The sequence below is a fragment of the Bradyrhizobium pachyrhizi genome (assembly GCF_029714545.1).
Classification (GTDB): Bacteria; Pseudomonadota; Alphaproteobacteria; order Rhizobiales; family Xanthobacteraceae; genus Bradyrhizobium; species Bradyrhizobium pachyrhizi.
The window spans coordinates 4447318-4465720 of the sequence record NZ_CP121667.1; the positions used below are offsets into that span (position 1 = coordinate 4447318).

14 protein-coding genes are annotated in these 18403 nt (G+C 66.3%); 7 read left to right on the forward strand and 7 right to left on the reverse strand.

What is annotated here, in order from left to right:
• Positions 1-80: 80 nt before the first annotated feature.
• The 4 genes from QA639_RS20495 (at position 81) to QA639_RS20510 (ending at position 5814) form a co-directional block, all read left to right on the forward strand.
• A complete protein-coding gene (locus QA639_RS20495; protein ID WP_028332239.1) occupies positions 81-2582 on the forward strand; it encodes a penicillin-binding protein 1A in 2502 nt (833 codons plus the stop codon).
• A 208-nt stretch (positions 2583-2790) separates the two neighbouring features.
• A protein-coding gene (prfB, locus tag QA639_RS20500) for a peptide chain release factor 2 (RefSeq protein WP_152977819.1) occupies positions 2791-3922 on the forward strand; the annotation gives its coding sequence in 2 pieces (ribosomal slippage) (positions 2791-2859 and positions 2861-3922; 1131 coding nt in all).
• Between the two features lie 3 nt (positions 3923-3925).
• Entirely contained in the window at positions 3926-4795 is an 870-nt protein-coding gene (locus QA639_RS20505; protein ID WP_028332237.1) for an NAD(P)-dependent oxidoreductase, read from the forward strand.
• Between the two features lie 83 nt (positions 4796-4878).
• A complete protein-coding gene (locus QA639_RS20510) occupies positions 4879-5814 on the forward strand; it encodes a DMT family transporter (protein WP_028332236.1) in 936 nt (311 codons plus the stop codon).
• Here QA639_RS20510 and QA639_RS20515 read toward each other — a convergent pair.
• Positions 5774-7927: a carbamoyltransferase C-terminal domain-containing protein gene (locus QA639_RS20515; RefSeq protein ID WP_283087181.1), complete on the reverse strand. Its 2154-nt coding sequence runs from the start codon at positions 7925-7927 to the stop codon at positions 5774-5776. The genes QA639_RS20510 and QA639_RS20515 overlap by 41 nt on opposite strands.
• Before the next feature lie 160 nt (positions 7928-8087).
• On the opposite strand from QA639_RS20515, the gene QA639_RS20520 reads away from it, so the two are divergent.
• Positions 8088-9323: an ABC transporter substrate-binding protein gene (locus QA639_RS20520; RefSeq protein WP_050386556.1), complete on the forward strand. Its 1236-nt coding sequence runs from the start codon at positions 8088-8090 to the stop codon at positions 9321-9323.
• A gap of 193 nt (positions 9324-9516) precedes the next feature.
• On the opposite strand, the gene QA639_RS20525 is transcribed toward QA639_RS20520, so the two are convergent.
• The 6 genes from QA639_RS20525 to QA639_RS20550 all read right to left on the reverse strand — a co-directional run bounded on the left by QA639_RS20525 (position 9517) and on the right by QA639_RS20550 (position 16015).
• Entirely contained in the window at positions 9517-10803 is a 1287-nt protein-coding gene (locus tag QA639_RS20525) for an O-antigen ligase family protein (RefSeq protein ID WP_283087182.1), read from the reverse strand.
• Positions 10804-10809: 6 nt separating this feature from the next.
• Positions 10810-12237, reverse strand: a complete 1428-nt coding sequence (locus QA639_RS20530; protein WP_283087183.1) for a glycosyltransferase family 4 protein — start codon at positions 12235-12237, stop codon at positions 10810-10812.
• Positions 12234-12974 (reverse strand): ABC transporter ATP-binding protein, encoded by a 741-nt coding sequence (locus tag QA639_RS20535; RefSeq protein ID WP_283087184.1) that lies wholly within the window; start codon positions 12972-12974, stop codon positions 12234-12236. The genes QA639_RS20530 and QA639_RS20535 overlap by 4 nt, the downstream gene beginning before the upstream one ends.
• 3 nt (positions 12975-12977) lie before the next feature.
• Positions 12978-14918 carry a glycosyltransferase gene (locus QA639_RS20540; protein WP_283087185.1) on the reverse strand — a complete coding sequence of 647 codons (1941 nt, stop codon included), beginning with the start codon at positions 14916-14918 and terminating at the stop codon, positions 12978-12980.
• Positions 14919-14935: 17 nt separating this feature from the next.
• Positions 14936-15148 (reverse strand): hypothetical protein, encoded by a 213-nt coding sequence (locus tag QA639_RS20545; RefSeq protein WP_283087186.1) that lies wholly within the window; start codon positions 15146-15148, stop codon positions 14936-14938.
• Positions 15149-15583: 435 nt separating this feature from the next.
• A complete protein-coding gene (locus QA639_RS20550; RefSeq protein ID WP_157344953.1) occupies positions 15584-16015 on the reverse strand; it encodes a hypothetical protein in 432 nt (143 codons plus the stop codon).
• 163 nt (positions 16016-16178) lie between these two features.
• Here QA639_RS20550 and QA639_RS20555 point away from each other — a divergent pair, with 163 nt between their 5' ends.
• A complete protein-coding gene (locus QA639_RS20555; RefSeq protein WP_157344955.1) occupies positions 16179-17054 on the forward strand; it encodes a DUF6502 family protein in 876 nt (291 codons plus the stop codon).
• A complete protein-coding gene (locus QA639_RS20560; RefSeq protein WP_028332226.1) occupies positions 17051-18298 on the forward strand; it encodes a DUF5666 domain-containing protein in 1248 nt (415 codons plus the stop codon). Before QA639_RS20555 ends, QA639_RS20560 begins: the two co-directional genes overlap by 4 nt.
• The last annotated feature ends 105 nt before the right edge of the window (positions 18299-18403 follow it).

Here is an 18403-nt window from a genome sequence, read left to right on the forward strand (position 1 = left end):
TTCGTTGTGTGAGGCTTTCGCACTTTTGGACAGGCGCTTCTGACGACTGAGCGCCGGAGGGTAGGAACGGAACGTCGATAATGCGCCTGCTCGTGCGGTTTATGGGTTTCTTGTTCGCCGCCGGAACCGTCGTGTTCCTGGTCGGTGTCGCCGCCGTCGCTGGCGCCATCTGGCATTTCTCCAAGGATCTGCCTGACTACTCGCAGCTGCAGGACTATGAGCCGCCGGTGATGACCCGCGTACATGCCGCCGACGGCGCGCTGCTCGGCGAATACTCCAAGGAGCGCCGGCTCTATCTGCCGATCCAGGCGGTGCCGAAACTCGTGATCAACGCCTTCCTCGCCGCCGAAGACAAGAACTTCTACGAGCACGGCGGCATCGACTATCAGGGCATGGCGCGCGCCGCGATCCTTTATGCGCAGAACTACGGCTCGAACCGTCGCCCGCAGGGCGCCTCGACCATCACCCAGCAGGTCGCGAAGAACTTCCTGCTCACCAACGAGGTCTCGTTCAGCCGCAAGATCAAGGAGGCCTTGCTGGCGATGCGCATCGAGCGCGCCTATTCCAAGGACCGCATCCTCGAGCTCTATCTGAACGAAATCTATCTCGGCCTCGGTGCGTACGGGATCGCGGCGGCGTCGCTGGTCTATTTCGACAAGTCGGTCAACGAGCTGACGATCGCGGAAGCGTCCTACCTCGCGGCGCTGCCGAAAGCGCCGGCGGCGCTGCATCCGGTGCGCAACCGTGACCGCGCGATCGAGCGCCGTAACTATGTGATCGATCGTCTGCTGGAGAACGGCTGGATCAAGCAGGCCGACGCCGACAAGGCGCGCAAGGACCCGCTCAACGTCACCAGCCGCTCGAACGGCGCGCACATCTTCGCCGGCGAATATTTCGCCGAGGAGGTCCGCCGTGACATCTTCGAGCGTTATGGCGAAAAGAAGCTCTACGAGGGTGGCCTGTCGGTGCGCACCACGCTCGATCCCAAGATCCAGGTGATGGCCCGCAAGACCATGGTCGCGGGTCTCGTCAATTACGACGAGGCTCAGGGCTGGCGCGGGGCGCTGCACAAGCTCGACATTTCCGGTGACTGGGGCGTCAAGCTTGCCGACGTGAAGTCGCTGTCCGACATCTCGCCGTGGCGGATGGCCGTCGTGCTCGAGACCAGCGATCAGTCGGCGCGGATCGGCTTCCAGCCGGGCCGCGAGCTCGGCGGCGCGGTCAGCAAGGAACGGCAGACCGGCATCATCACGATGGACGGTGTGCGCTGGGCCAAGACCAAGGGCAAGGCGCCGAGTGCGGTTTCGCAGGTGCTGCAGCCGGGCGACGTGATCTACGCTGACCCGCTGGTGACCAAGGACGGCAACGCGGTCGAAGGCCAGTATCGCCTGCGGCAATTGCCTGAAGTGTCCGGCGCCATGGTGGCGATGGATCCGTGGACCGGCCGCGTGCTCGCGATGGTCGGCGGCTTCTCGTTCGACCAGAGCCAGTTCAACCGCGCGACGCAGGCCTACCGGCAGCCGGGCTCGTCGTTCAAGCCGATCGTATACTCGTCGGCGCTCGACAACGGCTACACACCGTCGACCACCGTGATCGACGCGCCGATCGAGATCGATCAGGGGCAGGGCGCCGGCGTGTGGCGTCCGGAGAACTATTCGACCGGCAAATATTACGGCCCGACCACGCTGCGCAACGCGCTGCAGCGCTCGCTCAACACCGTCACAGTGCGGCTCGCGCAGGACATCGGCATGCCGCTGGTCGGCGAATACGCCAAGCGCTTCGGCGTCTATGACGAATTGCCGAACTATCTGTCGTATGCGCTCGGTGCCGGCGAGACGACCGTGATGCGCATGGTCACGGCCTATTCGATGTTCGCCAATGGCGGCCGCCGGGTGAAGCCGACGCTGATCGATCGCATCCAGGATCGCTACGGCCACACCATCTTCAAGCACGACACCCGCGAATGCCGCGGCTGCGACGCGCCCGGGGGCTGGAAGAGCCAGCCGGAGCCGCAGCTCGTCGACCGCCGCGAGCAGGTGCTCGACCCGATGACCGCCTATCAGATCACCGAGATGATGGAAGGCGTTGTCCAGCGCGGCACCGCGACCGTCGTGAAGGAGGTCGGCAAGCCGATCGCCGGCAAGACCGGCACCACCAACGACGAGAAGGACGTCTGGTTCGTCGGCTTCTCGCCAGATCTCGCAGTCGGCGTCTACATGGGCTACGACAAGCCGCGCAATCTCGGCCGCGCCGCCACCGGCGGCCACGTCGCCGCGCCGATCGCCCGCGACTTCCTCAAGCTTGCGCTCGCCGACAAGCCGCCGACGCCGTTCAAGGTTCCGGCCGGTATCAAGCTGATCCGCGTCGACGCCAAGACCGGCATGCGCGCCGGCCCCGGCGACGGCGGCAACACCATCCTCGAAGCCTTCAAGCCGGGCACCGCGCCGCCGGAGAACTATTCGGTCATCGGCGTCGCCGATGCCGATGGGCGCGGCCCAGCACCTGGCCCGCAGCCGTCGCAGAATGGGGCCCAGCCCGATGGCGGCTTCTTCATGCGTCCGGGAACCGGGGGGCTTTACTAGCGCGTTTTCAAGCGAAGTGGATACCGGTTCGCGTGAAGAAAACGCGTCAAAACAAAAACCTAGAGCCCCGTTTCGATCCAATCGGAACGGAAACAGCTCGGGCCTCCGGCACGGCCAAATCGCCGGGATATTGCGGCCAAGCCGATTGCGCTTTGCTGCGCCGGTCGCTACATCCCCCGGAACCTTTTTAGCCAACACCTGAAAGACCATGCGCGCGGAAATCGAACGCCTTGTTGAAGAGATCAAGCAGTCAGTCGGGCTGCTGAGGAGGCATCTTTGACGTCGAACAATCGACGGCACGTCTCGCCGAGCTGAACAAGCTCGCTGAAGACTCCAATCTCTGGAACGATCCCCAGAAGGCCCAGCGGCTGATGCAGGAGCGTACCTCGCTGGAGGACGCGCTCTCAGGCATCGGCAAGGTCGAGCGCGAGCTCGAGGACCAGGTCGGCATGATCGAGCTCGGCGAGGCCGAGAACGATGAGGGCGTGGTCGCCGAGGCCGAGAAGGCGCTCAAGGACCTCAAGAAGGAGGTCGCCCGGCGCGAGCTGGAGGCGCTGCTGTCGGGCGAGGCCGACAAGTTCGATTCCTATCTCGAAGTCCATGCCGGCGCCGGCGGCACCGAGAGCCAGGACTGGGCGCAGATGCTGCTGCGCATGTACACGCGCTGGGCGGAGAAGCACGGCTTCAAGATCGAGTTCCTGGAAGAGTCCCAGGGCGAAGAAGCCGGCATCAAGTCCGCCACCATCCAGATCAGCGGCCACAACGCCTATGGCTGGCTGAAGACCGAGGCCGGCGTGCATCGCCTGGTGCGCATCTCGCCGTTCGATTCCAACGCGCGGCGGCACACCTCGTTCTCGTCGGTGCAGATCTTCCCGGTGATCGACGACTCCATCAAGATCGAGATCAAGGAGTCCGATGTCCGCACCGACACCATGCGGTCGGGCGGCGCCGGCGGTCAGCACGTCAACAAGACTGAGTCGGCGGTGCGCCTCACCCATATTCCGACCGGCATCGCGGTGGTCTGCCAGGCCGGCCGCTCCCAGCACAAGAACCGGGCGCAGGCCTGGGACATGCTGCGCGCGCGGCTCTACGAGATCGAGCTGAAGAAGCGCGAGGAGCAGGCCGCTGCCGATCAGGCCGCCAAGACCGATATCGGCTGGGGTCACCAGATCCGCTCCTACGTGCTGCAGCCCTATCAGATGGTGAAGGACCTGCGCACCGGTGTGCAGACCTCCGATACGTCGGGGGTGCTCGATGGCGATCTCGATGAATTCATGGCGGCGACGCTGGCGCAGCGTGCCTTCGGCACCGGGCCCGGCTCCGTCGAGGATGTGGATTAGCCCATGCCGCGCGTCGCTTTCATTGGATTGGGACGCATGGGCCACGGCATGGCCGGCCGTTACCTCGATGCCGGCTTCACGGTCGCGGTGTGGAACCGGAGCAAGGCCAAGGCCGCCGACCTGATCGCCCGCGGTGCGCTGTGGGCGACCTCGCCGGAGGATGCCGCGATCGACGCCGATGCTGTCGTGACCATGGTCGCCGACGACGAGGCCTCGCGCGCGGTCTGGCTGACCAAGGACGGCGCTTCCGCCAACATGAAGGCCGGCACGCTCGCGATCGAATGCTCCACGGTCTCGTACCAGCACACGCTCGAGATGGCGCGCGAGCTCAACAGCCGCGGCCTGATCTACATCGATTGTCCGGTCACCGGCCTGCCGGAGGCGGCGGCCGCCGGCAAGCTGACGCTGCTGGTGGGGGCCGATCCGGCCGATCTGGAACGCGCGCAGCCTTATCTCGCGCCGATCGGCAGCACGATCCGGCATTTCGGCCCGGTCGGCACCGGCACCGTGTTCAAGCTGATCAACAACCTGATCGGCGCGGTGCAGATCGCAAGCCTCGCCGAGGGCGTCGCGATCGCCGAGCAGGCCGGCCTTGACATGCAACTGGTGGCCGAGGCGCTGGCGACCGGCGCGGTGGCAAGCCCGCAGGTGATCCGCCACTCCAAGCGGATGATCGACCGCAACTTCTCCGGCGCATCGTTCACCGCGGCGCTGCGCCACAAGGACGCCGATTACGCCGTGCGGCTCGCCGAGACCTTGCTGCCCGGCGTACCCGTTAGCCGCGCCGCGCTCGCCGCCTACGACAAGGCGAAGGCCCATGCGCCCGACGCCGACGAGGGCCAGATGATCGAGATCGTGTCGCGGCCGAAATAGGCGGGCCGCCATTCTCGGAAATCGGGTGGGAATATTCGCGGCGCTGCCCTAGTCACCTGTCCGACTGCAGGTGAGTGCCCGACATGCCTTCCGCCGACAACCGCATCGATCGCCGCGACTGGGGGCTGCTTATCCTGCTGTCGGTACTCTGGGGCGGCTCGTTCTTCTTCAACGGCGTGATCCTGCGCGAATTGCCGCCGCTGACCCTGGTGCTGCTGCGCGTCGCGCTCGGCACGATCATCCTGCTGCCGCTGCTGCGGGCCGCCGGAATCGAATTCCCGCGCGGCCTGTCCGGCTGGGTCCCGTTCGCCGCGATGGGGCTGTTCAACAATGTGCTGCCGTTCGCGCTGATCGTGTTCGGGCAGACCTATATTCCGAGCGGGCTGGCTTCGATCCTCAATGCGACGACGCCGCTGTTCGCGGTGGTCGTGATGGCGGCGGCCGGCGAGGAGCGGCTGCAGGCGCGGCGCGTGGCGGGCGTCCTGGTCGGGCTGATCGGGGTTGCGATCCTGCACGGCGATGCGCTCGGTTTCGACAGCCGGCAGGGCATCGGCATCCTGCTGTGCCTCGCTGGCGCCTTCAGCTACGGCCTTGCGGCGCTGATCGGGCGGCGGCTGCCGCAGCGGGTGCCGCCGCTGGGGACCGCGACGTTCCAGATGATCGCCTCGGCGGTGCTGATGGCGCCCATCGCCGCCGTCGTCGAACGGCCGTGGCTGTTGCCGATGCCGCATCCGGCGACATGGCTCGCCGTGCTCGGGCTCGCGGCGCTGTCGACGGCGCTGGCCTATATCGTGTTTTTCCAGATCCTGCAGCGCTCCGGCGCGACCAATGTGATGCTGGTGACGCTGCTGATTCCGGTCACCGCGCTGCTGCTCGGATATCTCGTGCTCGGCGAGCCGATCGCGCTGCGCGAGGTGATCGGCGCACTGGTGATCGCGAGCGCGCTGCTGCTGATCGACGGCCGCGTGCTGGCCTGGTTCAGCCGCGCGCCTGCTTCCACGCCGCATACCATCCGCTGAAGCGTCCGCTGTCGCGCTCGCCGCCGTGCCAGGCGGCATGGGCGGTGCCGTCGTCCGCGACCAGCACCACGGCATCTAGCCCCTTGGAGCGGCGCAGCGTGTCCATCGCCTGCGCCGGCGTCTGCGCGATCGGCCCTGCGACGTTGAACGAGGTGTTGACCGACATCTCGACGCCGATATGGCGGCCGAGCGCCTTCAGATAGGCATGGGTGAGGGGATCGTCCGCCTCGCGTACGATCTGGATGCGGCCGGTGCCGTCGGCATGCACCACCGCCGGAATCTTCGCGCGCGCCTCGGGCTTCGAATGCGCCGTGAGCACCATGTAGTTATAGGCGTTGTAGTCGGCATCGGAGGCGCCGTCTTCCAGCTCGAAATAGTCGAGCGCGGCCTCTAGCGTCGCCATCGGCGCCAGTGGCCGGATCGCCTCGCGATACTTGACGCGCTCGTTGAGCCGCTCGCGCACCTCGGGATCGCAGGGATTGGCGAGGATCGAGCGATGGCCGAGCGCGCGCGGGCCGGTTTCAGCGGCGCCCTGATAGATCGCGATCACGCCGCCTTGCGCGACCATGGATGCCATCAGGTCGGCAACCGCGTCGCGCCCTTCTGACGTCGCCACATTGCCGATCTCGGTCGAGGCGATGTCGTCGGCTTGCAACGCCGCGGTGATGTCGGCGTTCGAGGGCGGCAGGCCGCAATAGAATGCGTGCGACAGCGGCGCGCCGCGCGGCGCGCCCGCCATATGCGCGAACAGCCAGGCGGCGCCGATCGGCACGCCGGGATCGCCGGGCACCGGCGGCACCCACATATGCAGTCGCGTCTTGCGCTGCTGCGCCCGCTCAAACCACGCCTCGTCGAAATGCTCGAGCAGACGCATGTTGCCGAGCGCGTTCAGCGCGACGCCTCCGGTCAGCACCAGGCGGTCGGTGCCGGTGGTGCGCAGGAGATGGTCGATGACGTGGATCATCGCGTCCTCGAACACCAGTTGCGTCGCGGCTGCCTTATCGACGCGGTCCTTGGTGTCGGGGCGGTGATTGATGTCCTCGACGCGCAACACGGCGTCGGGATTCCAGAGCTGGTCAGGGCGCAGCGGCGGACCGAGAATGTCAATCAGCGGCGGATGATAGGGATCGTCGGCGGGATCGGCGTACCAATTGGCCATCGCGCGATTGAGCTGCACGCTGCCATTGGGCCCGAGCTGCAGCACCGCCTTCAGGCGCGAATAATACGGATTGGTGGCGCGGTTCATGTCGCCCCAGGCGGCGGCGCCCATGTAGCGGCCCTCGCTGGAGAGCCAGGTCCAGCCGCCCTGGCTCGACGAGATCACGGTGTAGAAGGCGCCGAGCGAGTCGAACAGGCTCTCATTGCAATAGAGCTGCTTCATCTCGCCATTCTCGGCGACATAGAGCGAGATCGAGCCGACGTCGCCGGTGCCGTCGAGCACCGCGATCGCGACCCGTTCGCGCGTATCGGCGAACGGAGAGGCCGTGAACGAGTACCAGGCGTGATTGTCGTGGTGCGGCATGCAGATCAGCGGCAATTGCTTGTCGAGCCCGTACATCCTGCCGAGCCGGCGCGACAGCCGCCGCACCTGATCCAGCTGGCGCAGATTGATTGCCGGAGCGATCGGGGCGCGCAGCAATTTGAGGCTGGCCGGCGCTTCCTCGAGCGAGGTGCGGATCAGCATCGCCAGCAGCGCCGGATAGTCCCATGTCGTGACGAAGGCGGCGATGTCGCCGACATCGCGGCCCATCCGCTGCAACACCTTGCGCATGTCGTCGAGTGCGTATTGCGGGAACTCGTTGGTGTGCTTGTTGCCGGAGAAGCGCTCTTCCTCGTTGTTGACGATCAGGCGCGGTCCGTCCTTCCGGGTGATCTCGACCAGCGCGACGCCGGTGTTGTGCGTGCCGGGGCAGGCGAGGCCTGCGATATAGACGGTCTCGCCGCGCTGCAGCTTCTCGCGGATCGAGGCGATCGTGCGCTGCGCGAACGCGCCATTGGCCTTGTGCAGGCCACGCTTCGCCAACGCAGACTCGCTGAGGCGGCGCGTGATCTCATAGCCCGCGGCCGCAAGATGCGGATGCCGCGGACCGGTACGGATGTCCGGCTTACGCAATCAGAACGCCTCGACTCGTGATCCCCAGATCGACCTTCAATCATAAATAGCGCCAGGCAACAATGCCGTTTCGCCCAACGGAAAAACCCAACGCTTGCCAGCACATGCGTCTCTTGCGAGACTTGCCGCCAAAACCAACGACAAAAATCGGGAGAAAACGATGCCGGCTCGTTTCGGATATATTGGCGCAATCGCGGCGTTCGCAAGTGCCGCACTGATCGCGACCTCGGCCACCGCGCAGAAGAAATACGATCCCGGCGCGAGTGATGGCGAAATCAAGATCGGCAACATCATGCCATACAGCGGCCCCGCGTCGTCCTATGGGGTGATCGGCAAGACCGAGGCCGCGTTCTTCAAGATGATCAACGAGCAGGGCGGCATCAACGGCCGCAAGATCAACTTCATCAGCTACGACGACGCCTATTCGCCGCCAAAGGCGATCGAGCAGGCGCGCAAGCTGGTCGAGAGCGACGAGGTGCTGCTGATCTTCCAGCCGCTCGGCACGCCGTCCAATTCGGCAATCATGAAATACATGAATGCCAAGAAGGTGCCGCAATTGTTCGTCGCCTCCGGAGGCACCAAGTTCGGCGACCCCAAGAACTTCCCCTGGACGATGGGCTTTCAGCCCAACTACCAGAGCGAGGGCCGCATCTACGCAAAGTACATTCGCGACAAATTCCCCGACAGTAAGATCGCGGTGTTCTGGCAGAATGACGATGCCGGCAAGGATCAGTTCAAGGGCCTGAAGGACGGGCTCGGCGACAAGGTCGGCATGATCATCGCCGACAAGTCGTACGAGGTCTCCGATCCCTCGATCGATTCGCAGATCGTCGCGCTGCACGATTCCGGCGCCGACATCTTCTTCTCCTGGGCGGCGCCGAAGGGATCGGCGCAGGCGATCCGGAAAGTGGGCGAGCTCGGCTGGAAGCCGAAATTCTTCCTCGCCAACACCGCGACCTCGGTCGCCTCGGTGCTGAAACCGGCCGGACTCGAGTTCTCCAAGGGCATCATCTCGACCGCCTATCTCAAAGACCCGACCGATCCGACCTGGGACAAGGATCCGGCGGTGCAAAACTGGCGCGCCTTCATGGACAAGTATTACCCCGACGGCGACAAGGCCAACGCCAACAACCTCTATGGCTATGTCCAGGCCGAGGCGATGATGCAGGTGCTGAAGCAATGCGGCGACAATCTCACGCGCGAGAACGTGATGAAGCAGGCCGCCAGCCTGAAGAACTTCCACTCCGACCTGATGCTGCCGGGCGTCATGGTCAACACCTCCCCCGACGACTACTTCCCGATCGAGCAGATGCAGCTGATGCGCTTCAACGGCGAGGCATGGGAGCTGTTCGGCGACGTGATCACCGGCGAGGTCGGGCACGAAGCGTCGCGGTAGGCGGTCGGTTGTTAGAACGGCGTTGCCAGCGCCGCAAACACCGCCGTCGTCCCGGCGAAAGCCGGGACCCATACTCCGCGGCGGACGTTGTTGAAGGGACTCGTCGTTTCAGCGACGCGCAATAACAAGAGCTTGGGGGAATGGGGCCCGGCCTTCGCCGGGACGACACTGAACGCGTGGCGCGATCTGTGAGTCACACGTCCGCATTTTCCGGCCGGCGGGCGCGGAGCGCCATGCCGCCGGTGACGCCGACACCGATCACGTACATCCAACCCTCGTGAAAATCGGACAGATGCGAATTGAGCAGCGAGCTTGTGATGTTCTGCACGACCACGGCGAGTCCGATCCAGCTCACGAGATCGCGGCCGGCGAACAGCCTGACGTGGCTGATCCAGAGCGCGTAGAGCAGCAGGATGCCGATCAGCCCCCACTGAACCCCGACATTAAGGGTCTGGTTGTGCGGGTTGTTGATCACCTCGGCCTCAAGGCCGGCTTGTCCGACGGCATCCTGCGTGAACATGTGCCTGATCGAGCCGGTGCCGTGGCCGAGCCACGGCGCCTCGCCGATGAACTTCACGGACTTCCGCCAGTAGGTCAGGCGCTGCGCCGTGGAAGCGATGCCTGACGTATCGTGCGCCCGATACTCGATACCGACATCGGCGATGCGTTGGCGCAGGTAGGGGGACGTGGTCCAGACCACGAGGCTGGTGACCGCGACGACGGCGAACAGCAGCCGGGTGGCGCGCCGCGACAAATGCAACAAGGCGAACAGGATCAACAGCACCGGCATGTAGACCAGCGCGGTCCGGGCCGAGACGACATAGAGCATGTTGGCGACGAACAGCAGCATCAGCGCGATGGCGCCGACTGCGATGCGCCATTGCCTGGCCCGCACCGCCGTCAATGCCGGCAGCGCCAGCGCGAACGCGCAGAGCGCGAACTCCTGGCTCTGGTCGAGGTAGTTCTTGACCGGCACGCCGTCGGAGGCGGTGTGCGCGAGCTTGAGCTGCGGCAGCGCCAGCACGATCCAGGACAGGATCATCAGCACCGAGGAGGACACCAGGAAGGCCAAGAACACCCAGAGCCCGCGCTGCGAGCGCTGGAAATAGCCGAGCAGGAACGGAAGCAGCAGCAGCTTGCTGAGCGGCTTGATGCCTTGCAGCCGTTCTACCCAGCTCGTCTCCGACCACGCCACGCCGATCAGCGCGAGTGCGACCAGCGCGATCGGCAACGCAAAGGCCGGCTGCGCGAGGTCGAGCACGAACTGCCGCCAGTCGATGGTCGGGATCACGGCGACAAGCCACAGCAGCATGAAAACGGCGAGTGCCGTGGTCGTCCAGGGTAGCGACGCCGCGGCCAAGGCGATCAGGGTATCGGTGGCGCGGACATAGGGGACTGAGCCGGACCAGGTGCGGACGCGATCGCGCCATCGTGCTGGCGGTTCGATTGCGAGACCAATGGCGTCGGAATCGGTGCTCATGACCGGTCACACGCCGTGCGCGGTTGCACCGTTGAAGGTCGCCATCGCGGCGGTGAGCGCCGCGGCGGCGGCCGCGACGTCCGGGCCAGCCCGATGCGACAGCAGGTCGCGCGCCTGGGTGTGGTGGCCGAACCGCTCGGCGAGCTCGGCCCGCCGCGCGCGGATCCGGTCGCGCCATTGCTCCTGCTGCGCCAGCATGCGCCGCACCGAGGCGCAGATCGAGCCGGTCGAGAACGGATCGAAATAATCGGCAAGCTCGCCCGCGACCTCGCGGAACACGGCAATATCGGAGCACAGCACGGGGGTATTGGCCGCGAACGCCTCGATGATCGGGACGCCAAAGCCTTCGGCGAGGCTCGGCATGATCAGGCCGTGCGCGCCCGCGATCAGTGCCGCCTTCTCGTGCTCGTCGACATAGCCGGAGAAGCGGACGTTCTTCGGCAGGTTGCGCGCCTGGTTGGCGCCGCCGGCATAGCCGATCACGACGAGATCGGCCTCCGGCAGCTTGCGGAAGGCGCGGATGACGGCCGCGAGGTTCTTGCGGGGCTCGTTCGAGACGATGACGACGAAGCTCGGCCGTGCCGGGACGGCGGTTGGCACCGGCGCAAGCGGCGCTTCCGCGCCGTCGAAGCGGGTCCGCGGATAGACCACTCGCGTCGAAATATGCGCATATTGCGGGAGCAGGGCGCGGAAGCGGTTCATGCTGTAGTTCGAGACGAAGGCGAGCTCGTCAGCCTGATTCACGCTGGTGAAAAGGCGCGACAGGAACAGGCGTGTTGCGATGTCATCCAGCTTGAGATCGGTGATCGGCAACAGGTCGTGCACGACGCAAATCACCCTTGCGCCCGGGCGGCGCTGGATCGCTACCCGGGTCGGGGTGTCGATGAGAATGACGTCATAGTCGCGCGCATCGACCCGCGGCGGCGGCAACCGCGTCAGGGCCGACGTGTCCTGATAGCTGTAGAAGCCGGGCTCGAGCAGGAAATCGCCGAACAACTCGAGATGGCGCAAATCGGTCGGAATGTATTCGAGGCCCTCGGTCCGGTTCTCGATCAGCTTGACGCTGGTCGGCAGCAGATGAATCGAGCGCAGGAAGGCGATGATGAATTCGAGCGAGGTCGCCGCGTTGAGCTTGTGCTTGAACCAGTCGACGGTGCGGCGCAGGCCGCCGCGCATGATCGGCGAGTTCATGTCGGTTTCATCGAGGTAACGATAGAGCGCGAGCAGCTCGATCAGCCGTGAGTCCTCGGGCAGCAGGCGCGTCCGCTGCTGCCTGCGGCGCAGCTTCCGGTACCGGCGTGTGGTCTCCACGACGAGGGTCAGGGCATGGCCGTCGCCGGCCAGCGAGCGGATCAATTCACGGGTGAAATGGAAGATGCCGCGCTTGTGGTTGGGCTCGCCGAGCGCCTCGCTGACGACCAGGATCTTTGTCATGCGCTGATTTCTCTGAGCTCGAGGTGATGCGGGGCGGGCGCATCCAGCGCGACGGTGCTGGCGATGCGGCCGTGATCGAGATTGATGATGCTGTTGCAGGTCCGGCGCAGCAGGGCGTGGTCGTGCGAGGCGATGATCACGATCGCCGCGGTCTCGACCATCTTGCGCAGCCGCTGCTCGGCCTTGGCCGAGAAATTCTCGTCGACCACGCTGAGCCACTCGTCGAGCAGCAGGATATCGGCGGGAAACGCCGTCGCGGTCGCGAACAGCACGCGCATCAGCATGCCCGACGAGAACATGCGCAGCGGCAGCCGCCGCATGCGCTCCTCCAGTTCGGTGAACGCCCAGATCTCGTCCAGGATCGCCGGCGTCGGCTTGCGTCCCGAGATCCGCAGCAGCAGGCTGATATTGTCGGCGGCGACGAAATCGAGATTGACGCCGGCGCCGAGGCCGAGCAGCGGCACGATGTTGCCGGAGATCTCGACGCGGCCGCTGGTTGCCGGGAACACGCCGGCGATCAGCCGCAGCAGAGTGGACTTGCCGGAGCCGTTCGGACCGGCGAGGCCGATGCGTGCGCCGGCTTTCGCCTCGATCGAGATGTCATCGACCGCGCGGATGGTCCGCATCTCGCTGGTCTGGCGGAACAGGCGGCCGAGCAGGCGGCGCTTCAGCGAGAAGTCGTAGGCGCCGTACAGCGGATAATCGAGGCAGACGTCGCGGAGGTGGATGCTTGCCATGCCCTAGATCCAGAATGCCGCTTTGCGCAGATGGGTCATGGTGACGATCGCGGCGACCGCGAGCGCGGCGAGGCAGGCCAGCACGTAGACCACGCTTGCCGTTGCGACATGACCGGTCGCCAGCGGGTCGCGCCAGATCGCGAACAAATGCGTCAGCGGATTGAGCCGCATCACGGTCGAGCCGCGATCGATCATCTCGGATGTCCAGATGATCGGCGAGGCCAGGAAGGCCAGCGTCAGCGAGGACTCGATGATCGGTTTGATGTCGCGGTAACGCGTCGCCAGCGCGCCGAGCACGAGGCTCAGGCCCAGCGTGCAGACCACGAACAGGGCGAGGCCGGGGAGGGCGGCGATGGCGCCGCCGACATCGCGCGGCGTCAGCACGAGCCACAGGAGCAGCGGCACGACCGCGTTATGGGCGGCGAACAGTGCCTGCCGGAAGGTACATTGCAGCAGAAAGATCACAGGGGGCAGCGCGCGATCCTTGATCAGGCTGGCCGAGCCCTGCAGCGCGGTGGTGGCGTCGAGCACCACGCTGTTGAGGAAGGTCCAGGCGGTAAGGCTCGCCGCCAGCATCGGCAGCCGCGCCACCGCGCTGGCGTTGGAAAGATGGCCGATGACCGAGCCGAGCACGGCCACCATGATCGCCATCTGGATCGACATCCAGAAGGGTCCAAGGAGGGAGCGGACGTAGCGATGACGCACGTCGGACCAGGCCAGTGTTGCCGCGATCTGGATCGCGCCGACGAAACCGGCCGTTCGGGGACGCGGGGCTGGGGCTGACGACCCCGCGTCCCTTGCGGCGGCCTCCTCGGTAACGACCTTGCGATACACCGTCTCGACTCCCTCCTTGAAGGCTGCGGTTGAGTATTTCGTCATAGCGCGATGGCGCGCGGCCTGACCCATGCGCCGGCGCCGCTCGGGATCGTTGATCAGCGTCTCGATGGCGTCTGCAAGCGCGGTGGGATCGCCGGGCGGCACCGTGATGGCCTCGAGGCCGTCGCGGGCGACATGCGGAACGCCGGTGTCGAGCGCGGTGTTGACGACGGGCCGGCTTGCGGCCATCGCCTCGAGCTGCGCCAGCCCGAAAGTCTCCGCATTGGTCACCGACGGCATCACGAACACGTCAGCGATGCGCATCAGCTTGACGCGCTCGCTCTCGGACACCGAGCCGAGCAGGCGGACGCGATCCTGCAAGCCGTAGTCGCGGATCAGCTGCTCGAGGTTGTCGCGCTCGCGGCCCTCGCCGACGATCCAGACCTCGAAATTACGAGCGTGCGCGGCGCGCACCAGCACGTCAAAACCCTTGTAGGGCACGAGGCGTCCGCAGGCGAGCACGAGACGGCCGCGGGCGTTGACGTCGTCGGCCTGGGCGGCCGGCCGGTCATATTTGGCGACATCGATGCCGAACGGAACGGCGTGGCATTTGTCGGAGAATTCCTGCAGCAGCGGCGTGGTTTCGATCAGCACCGGATCGGAGACGATGATCGCGGCGGCCCGGCGCAGCGTTCGCCGCATCATCGGCTCGACGAGGAAGCGCAAGGCCGCGTGCGAGACGATGTCGGCGTGCCAGTGCACGACCAGCGGGCAGGTGCGGCCGAGCCCGAATGCGAAGACGAGGTCGGCGAGCGGGAAGGGGGCGTGCAGCGCCAGCAGATCGTGCTCGGCGATGCGGCGCCACAGCCGCCACGGATAGGTCGGCGCCGCCGGCAGCGAGAGCACATCGCCGAACGAGTGCACGCGCTCGACCGCAACGTCGTTGACCACGATCTGCCGCTCGCCGCCGGAGCGCGAGCAGACCAGCACGGCGGCGTTGAACGTGTCCTTCAGTCCGGCGCAGATATCGCGGATCACCGTCAGCGTGCCGCCGAACAGGTCGGGATAGTAGACCTTGAAGATGTGGAGCACCGACGGACGCCGGGCCGGCTCGTTGACGACGATCATGGGTGGCTCGATCCGGATCATGCGACGAACAGGGCGACGATGAACGGCAGCGCCAGCGCGGCGGCGAACACCAGCGAGCGCAGCAGCGCCGGAAACACCGGCTCGATCGGGCCGCAAGGCGCCTGCGGCGTGAAACAGAATGGCGCCTGCGGCGTGAAGCGGAATGTGGTGGCGGCGAACCGACCGGATTCGTGAAACGAACAGGATTCGCGGGCCGAACGAAGAGACATTGGGTCGGATTCCCTTTTTGGATGAATTCTGGATACGTGGGAAAATTTCACACGTCAATCGCGTCGAACTAAAATGTGGGATTATGTCCCACATATGGCGGTGGATAACTTTTCTGAGAGACGAGGATCGGAACGCATGACGGTGCGATCGCACCGCGACGACGCGGGTGAGCGAATGCGGGAGTTTCTAAAGCGCCATGAGCCTACTTGTGGGTCGAGCAACGGCCTCCGCTTCACCTCGCCCCGCGTGCGGGGAGAGGTCGGAACGCATCGTCAGATGCGTTCCGGGTGAGGGGAGTCTCCGCGAGCTCAGCTATCACCGCAGATGCAGAGACAGCCCCTCACCCCAACCCTCTCCCCGTAAGAACGGGGAGAGGGAGCGCAGCACCATTGCGCTCGCCATTCGACCGAATCTCATCTTGCTCTAGCGGAGCGTCAGGCCGGCTCGGCGGTGCTGCGTTCGACCGGCTGCAACTGGCGCCTGATCGCGGCGATGTCGAAATGAATCCGCTCGGGTAGCATTGCCGCTGCGGGGCGCTGCAGATCCTGCTCGATCACGACGCGCTTGCCGCCGTCGGAGGTCAGCGCAATCGAGATCGATTGTGCGCGTGGCTCGGCGCGGAGGCCCGCATGCGCGCGGCAGGCATATTCGCCGGCGCGAAGGCCGCCGAAACCGAAGGCGAGCAGGCGGCCGTAGATATAGAGCGCGAGCAGGTCGGTTTCGTCGAAGCGGCGCGGCGATCCGGGCGCAACGCCCGGCAGACAGGGATAGCCGCCCGCCATCACCGTCGACACGAACTCCTCAAGGGGAACCTGGGCGATCCGGCAGGCTTCCGCGATCGCAAGGTCGAATCGGGCAGACGTCATGGAGCGGTCCGTGGCGATGGCGGCAGTGCCGGACTCCGTGACACCCGCTGGCGAGCACGCGAGCTGTGTCCGGGAGGTGATTTTGTTTTCCATAAGTGGGAAAATGTCACACGTCAAGTAAGGTGGGATTGTGTCCCACGGCGCGTGCGGCTAAAAGTTAGGCATGAATGCCAAGGCCCCGAAGTCGAAGGTGGGATCGTCCGCGCCGATCGCCGCAGCGAAGCTGCACGCGCCGCTGGCGCGCATGCTGCGCCCGCTGGTGCGGCTCTGCATCCGCGGCGGCATGACGTTCCCGGCGCTGACCCAGCTGCTGCGCGAGCTCTATGTCAACGTCGCCGAGCACGACTTCGCGCTCGAGGGCAAGGAGCAGACCGACAGCCGCGTCAGCCTGCTGACCGGCATCCACCGCAAGGAGGTGGCGCGGCTGCGCGGCGCCGGGGCGCCGGTCAATGCGGTGCCGGCGACGCTGTCGCGCACCAGCGCGATCATCGCGCGCTGGCTGGCGGCGCCCGAGTTCACCGATGCCAAGGGCGATCCACTGCCGTTGCCGCGGACCGCCGACGGCGGCGCGCCGTCGTTCGAGACGCTGGTCGAATCGATCACCAAGGATGTGCGGCCGCGCGCGGTGCTGGACGAATGGCTCGACCGCAAGCTCGTCACCATCAATGACGACGACGAGATCATGCTGGTCGAGGACGCCTTCGTGCCGCATGGCGACGACGATCGCAAATGGCACTATCTCGGCCGCAACCTGCACGACCATGTCGCGGCCGCCGAGCTCAACGTGTCCTCGGCCGCGCCGCGCTTCCTCGAACGTGCGGTGCATTACGACGGGCTGTCGGCGAAGCTGGCGAAACGGCTCGAGGGGCGCTCGCGCGAGCTGGCGATGGAGGCGCTCAAGGTCGCCAACCGCGAGGCCAACCGCGCCTTGGCGAAGGACAAGGGCGGCGACTATCGCTGGAATTTCGGCATCTACATCTACCGCGAGGGGCCGGATGGTCCGGTGGATGACGATGCCGACGAAGGCGGTGCAGCGTGAAGCGCCCGCCGATCATTTCGCGCCGCGCGCTGCTTGTCGGCTTCTGGCTCGCCGGAACGTCGCTCGCGGGCGCGCAGGTCAAGAAGCGCGGCAACGATCAGGGCATCGGCGGCACCGGCATCACCGGTTCCGATCAGGGCATCGGTGGCACCGGCATCGTCGGGGTGATCCAGCGGTTCGGCTCGATCTATGTCAATGGCGAGCGCGTCGCCTATGCACCCGACGTGCCGGTCAGAATCGACGGCGAGGCGGCGAGCGCCAAGGCGCTACGGATCGGACAGCTGGCGCGCGTGGTGGCGCGGCGCGATGCCGGCGGCACGCTGTCGACCAAACGCATCGATGTGACTAGCGAGGTGACCGGGCCGGTCGAGCAAGTGAAGCCGGGCGGGCTGACAGTGCTCGGCCAGACGGTCGCCTGGACCGGGCGCGAGAGCTGGCTGAAGGTGGGCGCGCATGTCGCCGTGTTCGGTCTGCGTCGCACCGACGGCGTCGTCGTCGCAAGTCTGGTGCAGGAGCGCCATGACGCCGCCGCGCGTGTCGCAGGGCCGCTCGAGCGTGACCGTGCCGGCGTCTTGCGGATCGGCGAGCTCAAGCTCGCCGGCGTCGATGCGGCGCTGGCCGGTCAGCGCGTGCAGGCCGAGGGACATGTCGCGCAGGGCGTGATGCAGGTGTCGCGCAGCCGCGCCGACGACTTCTCCGATCTCGCCGGCGCGAACCGGCTGCTGATCGAGGCCTATGTGCGGCGGGTCGGCAACGGCCTGCAGCTCGGCTCTGGTTTCGTTGCGCGCGACCATTCGCGGTTTTCGCCGGCGGCCGATACGCGCGTCGTCGTCAACGCGCAGTTGTCGGGCCCGCGCGAACTGCGCGTCGAATCGGTGCAGTCGGTCGGCAAGTTCCCGGGCTCGTCGGTGAAGAGCCCGGGCACGCCGGGCCGTGGCCCCGGCGGCGGCGGATCCGGACCCGGGCATGGAGCAGGACCTGGCGGGCCGGGCGGCCGCAGTGCGCCTGGTGGCGGCGGTCCAGGTGGCGGCCCCAGCGGGGCGCCGTCCGGCATGCCGGGCGGCAGCCCGCCAGGCGGCGGGCCTGCGCCCGATCCGCTGAGCGGTGGAACGACCGGCCCCGGCGGCTTCGGCCCACCCGGCGGACCGTTCGGCCCTGGCGGCGGTGGTGGTGGTCCGTTCGGGCCCGGCGGCGGATTCGGGGGTGGCGGACCGCCCGGCGGCATGGGCGGCGGCCGCCGCTGAAACCACAAACGCGATCGGCGCAAGCGAGACTGCTTGCGCTGATGTTCAGATCGATCGTTGTGCGATTGAGCTAGAGCATGATCCGGAAAAGTGCGAAGCGGTTTT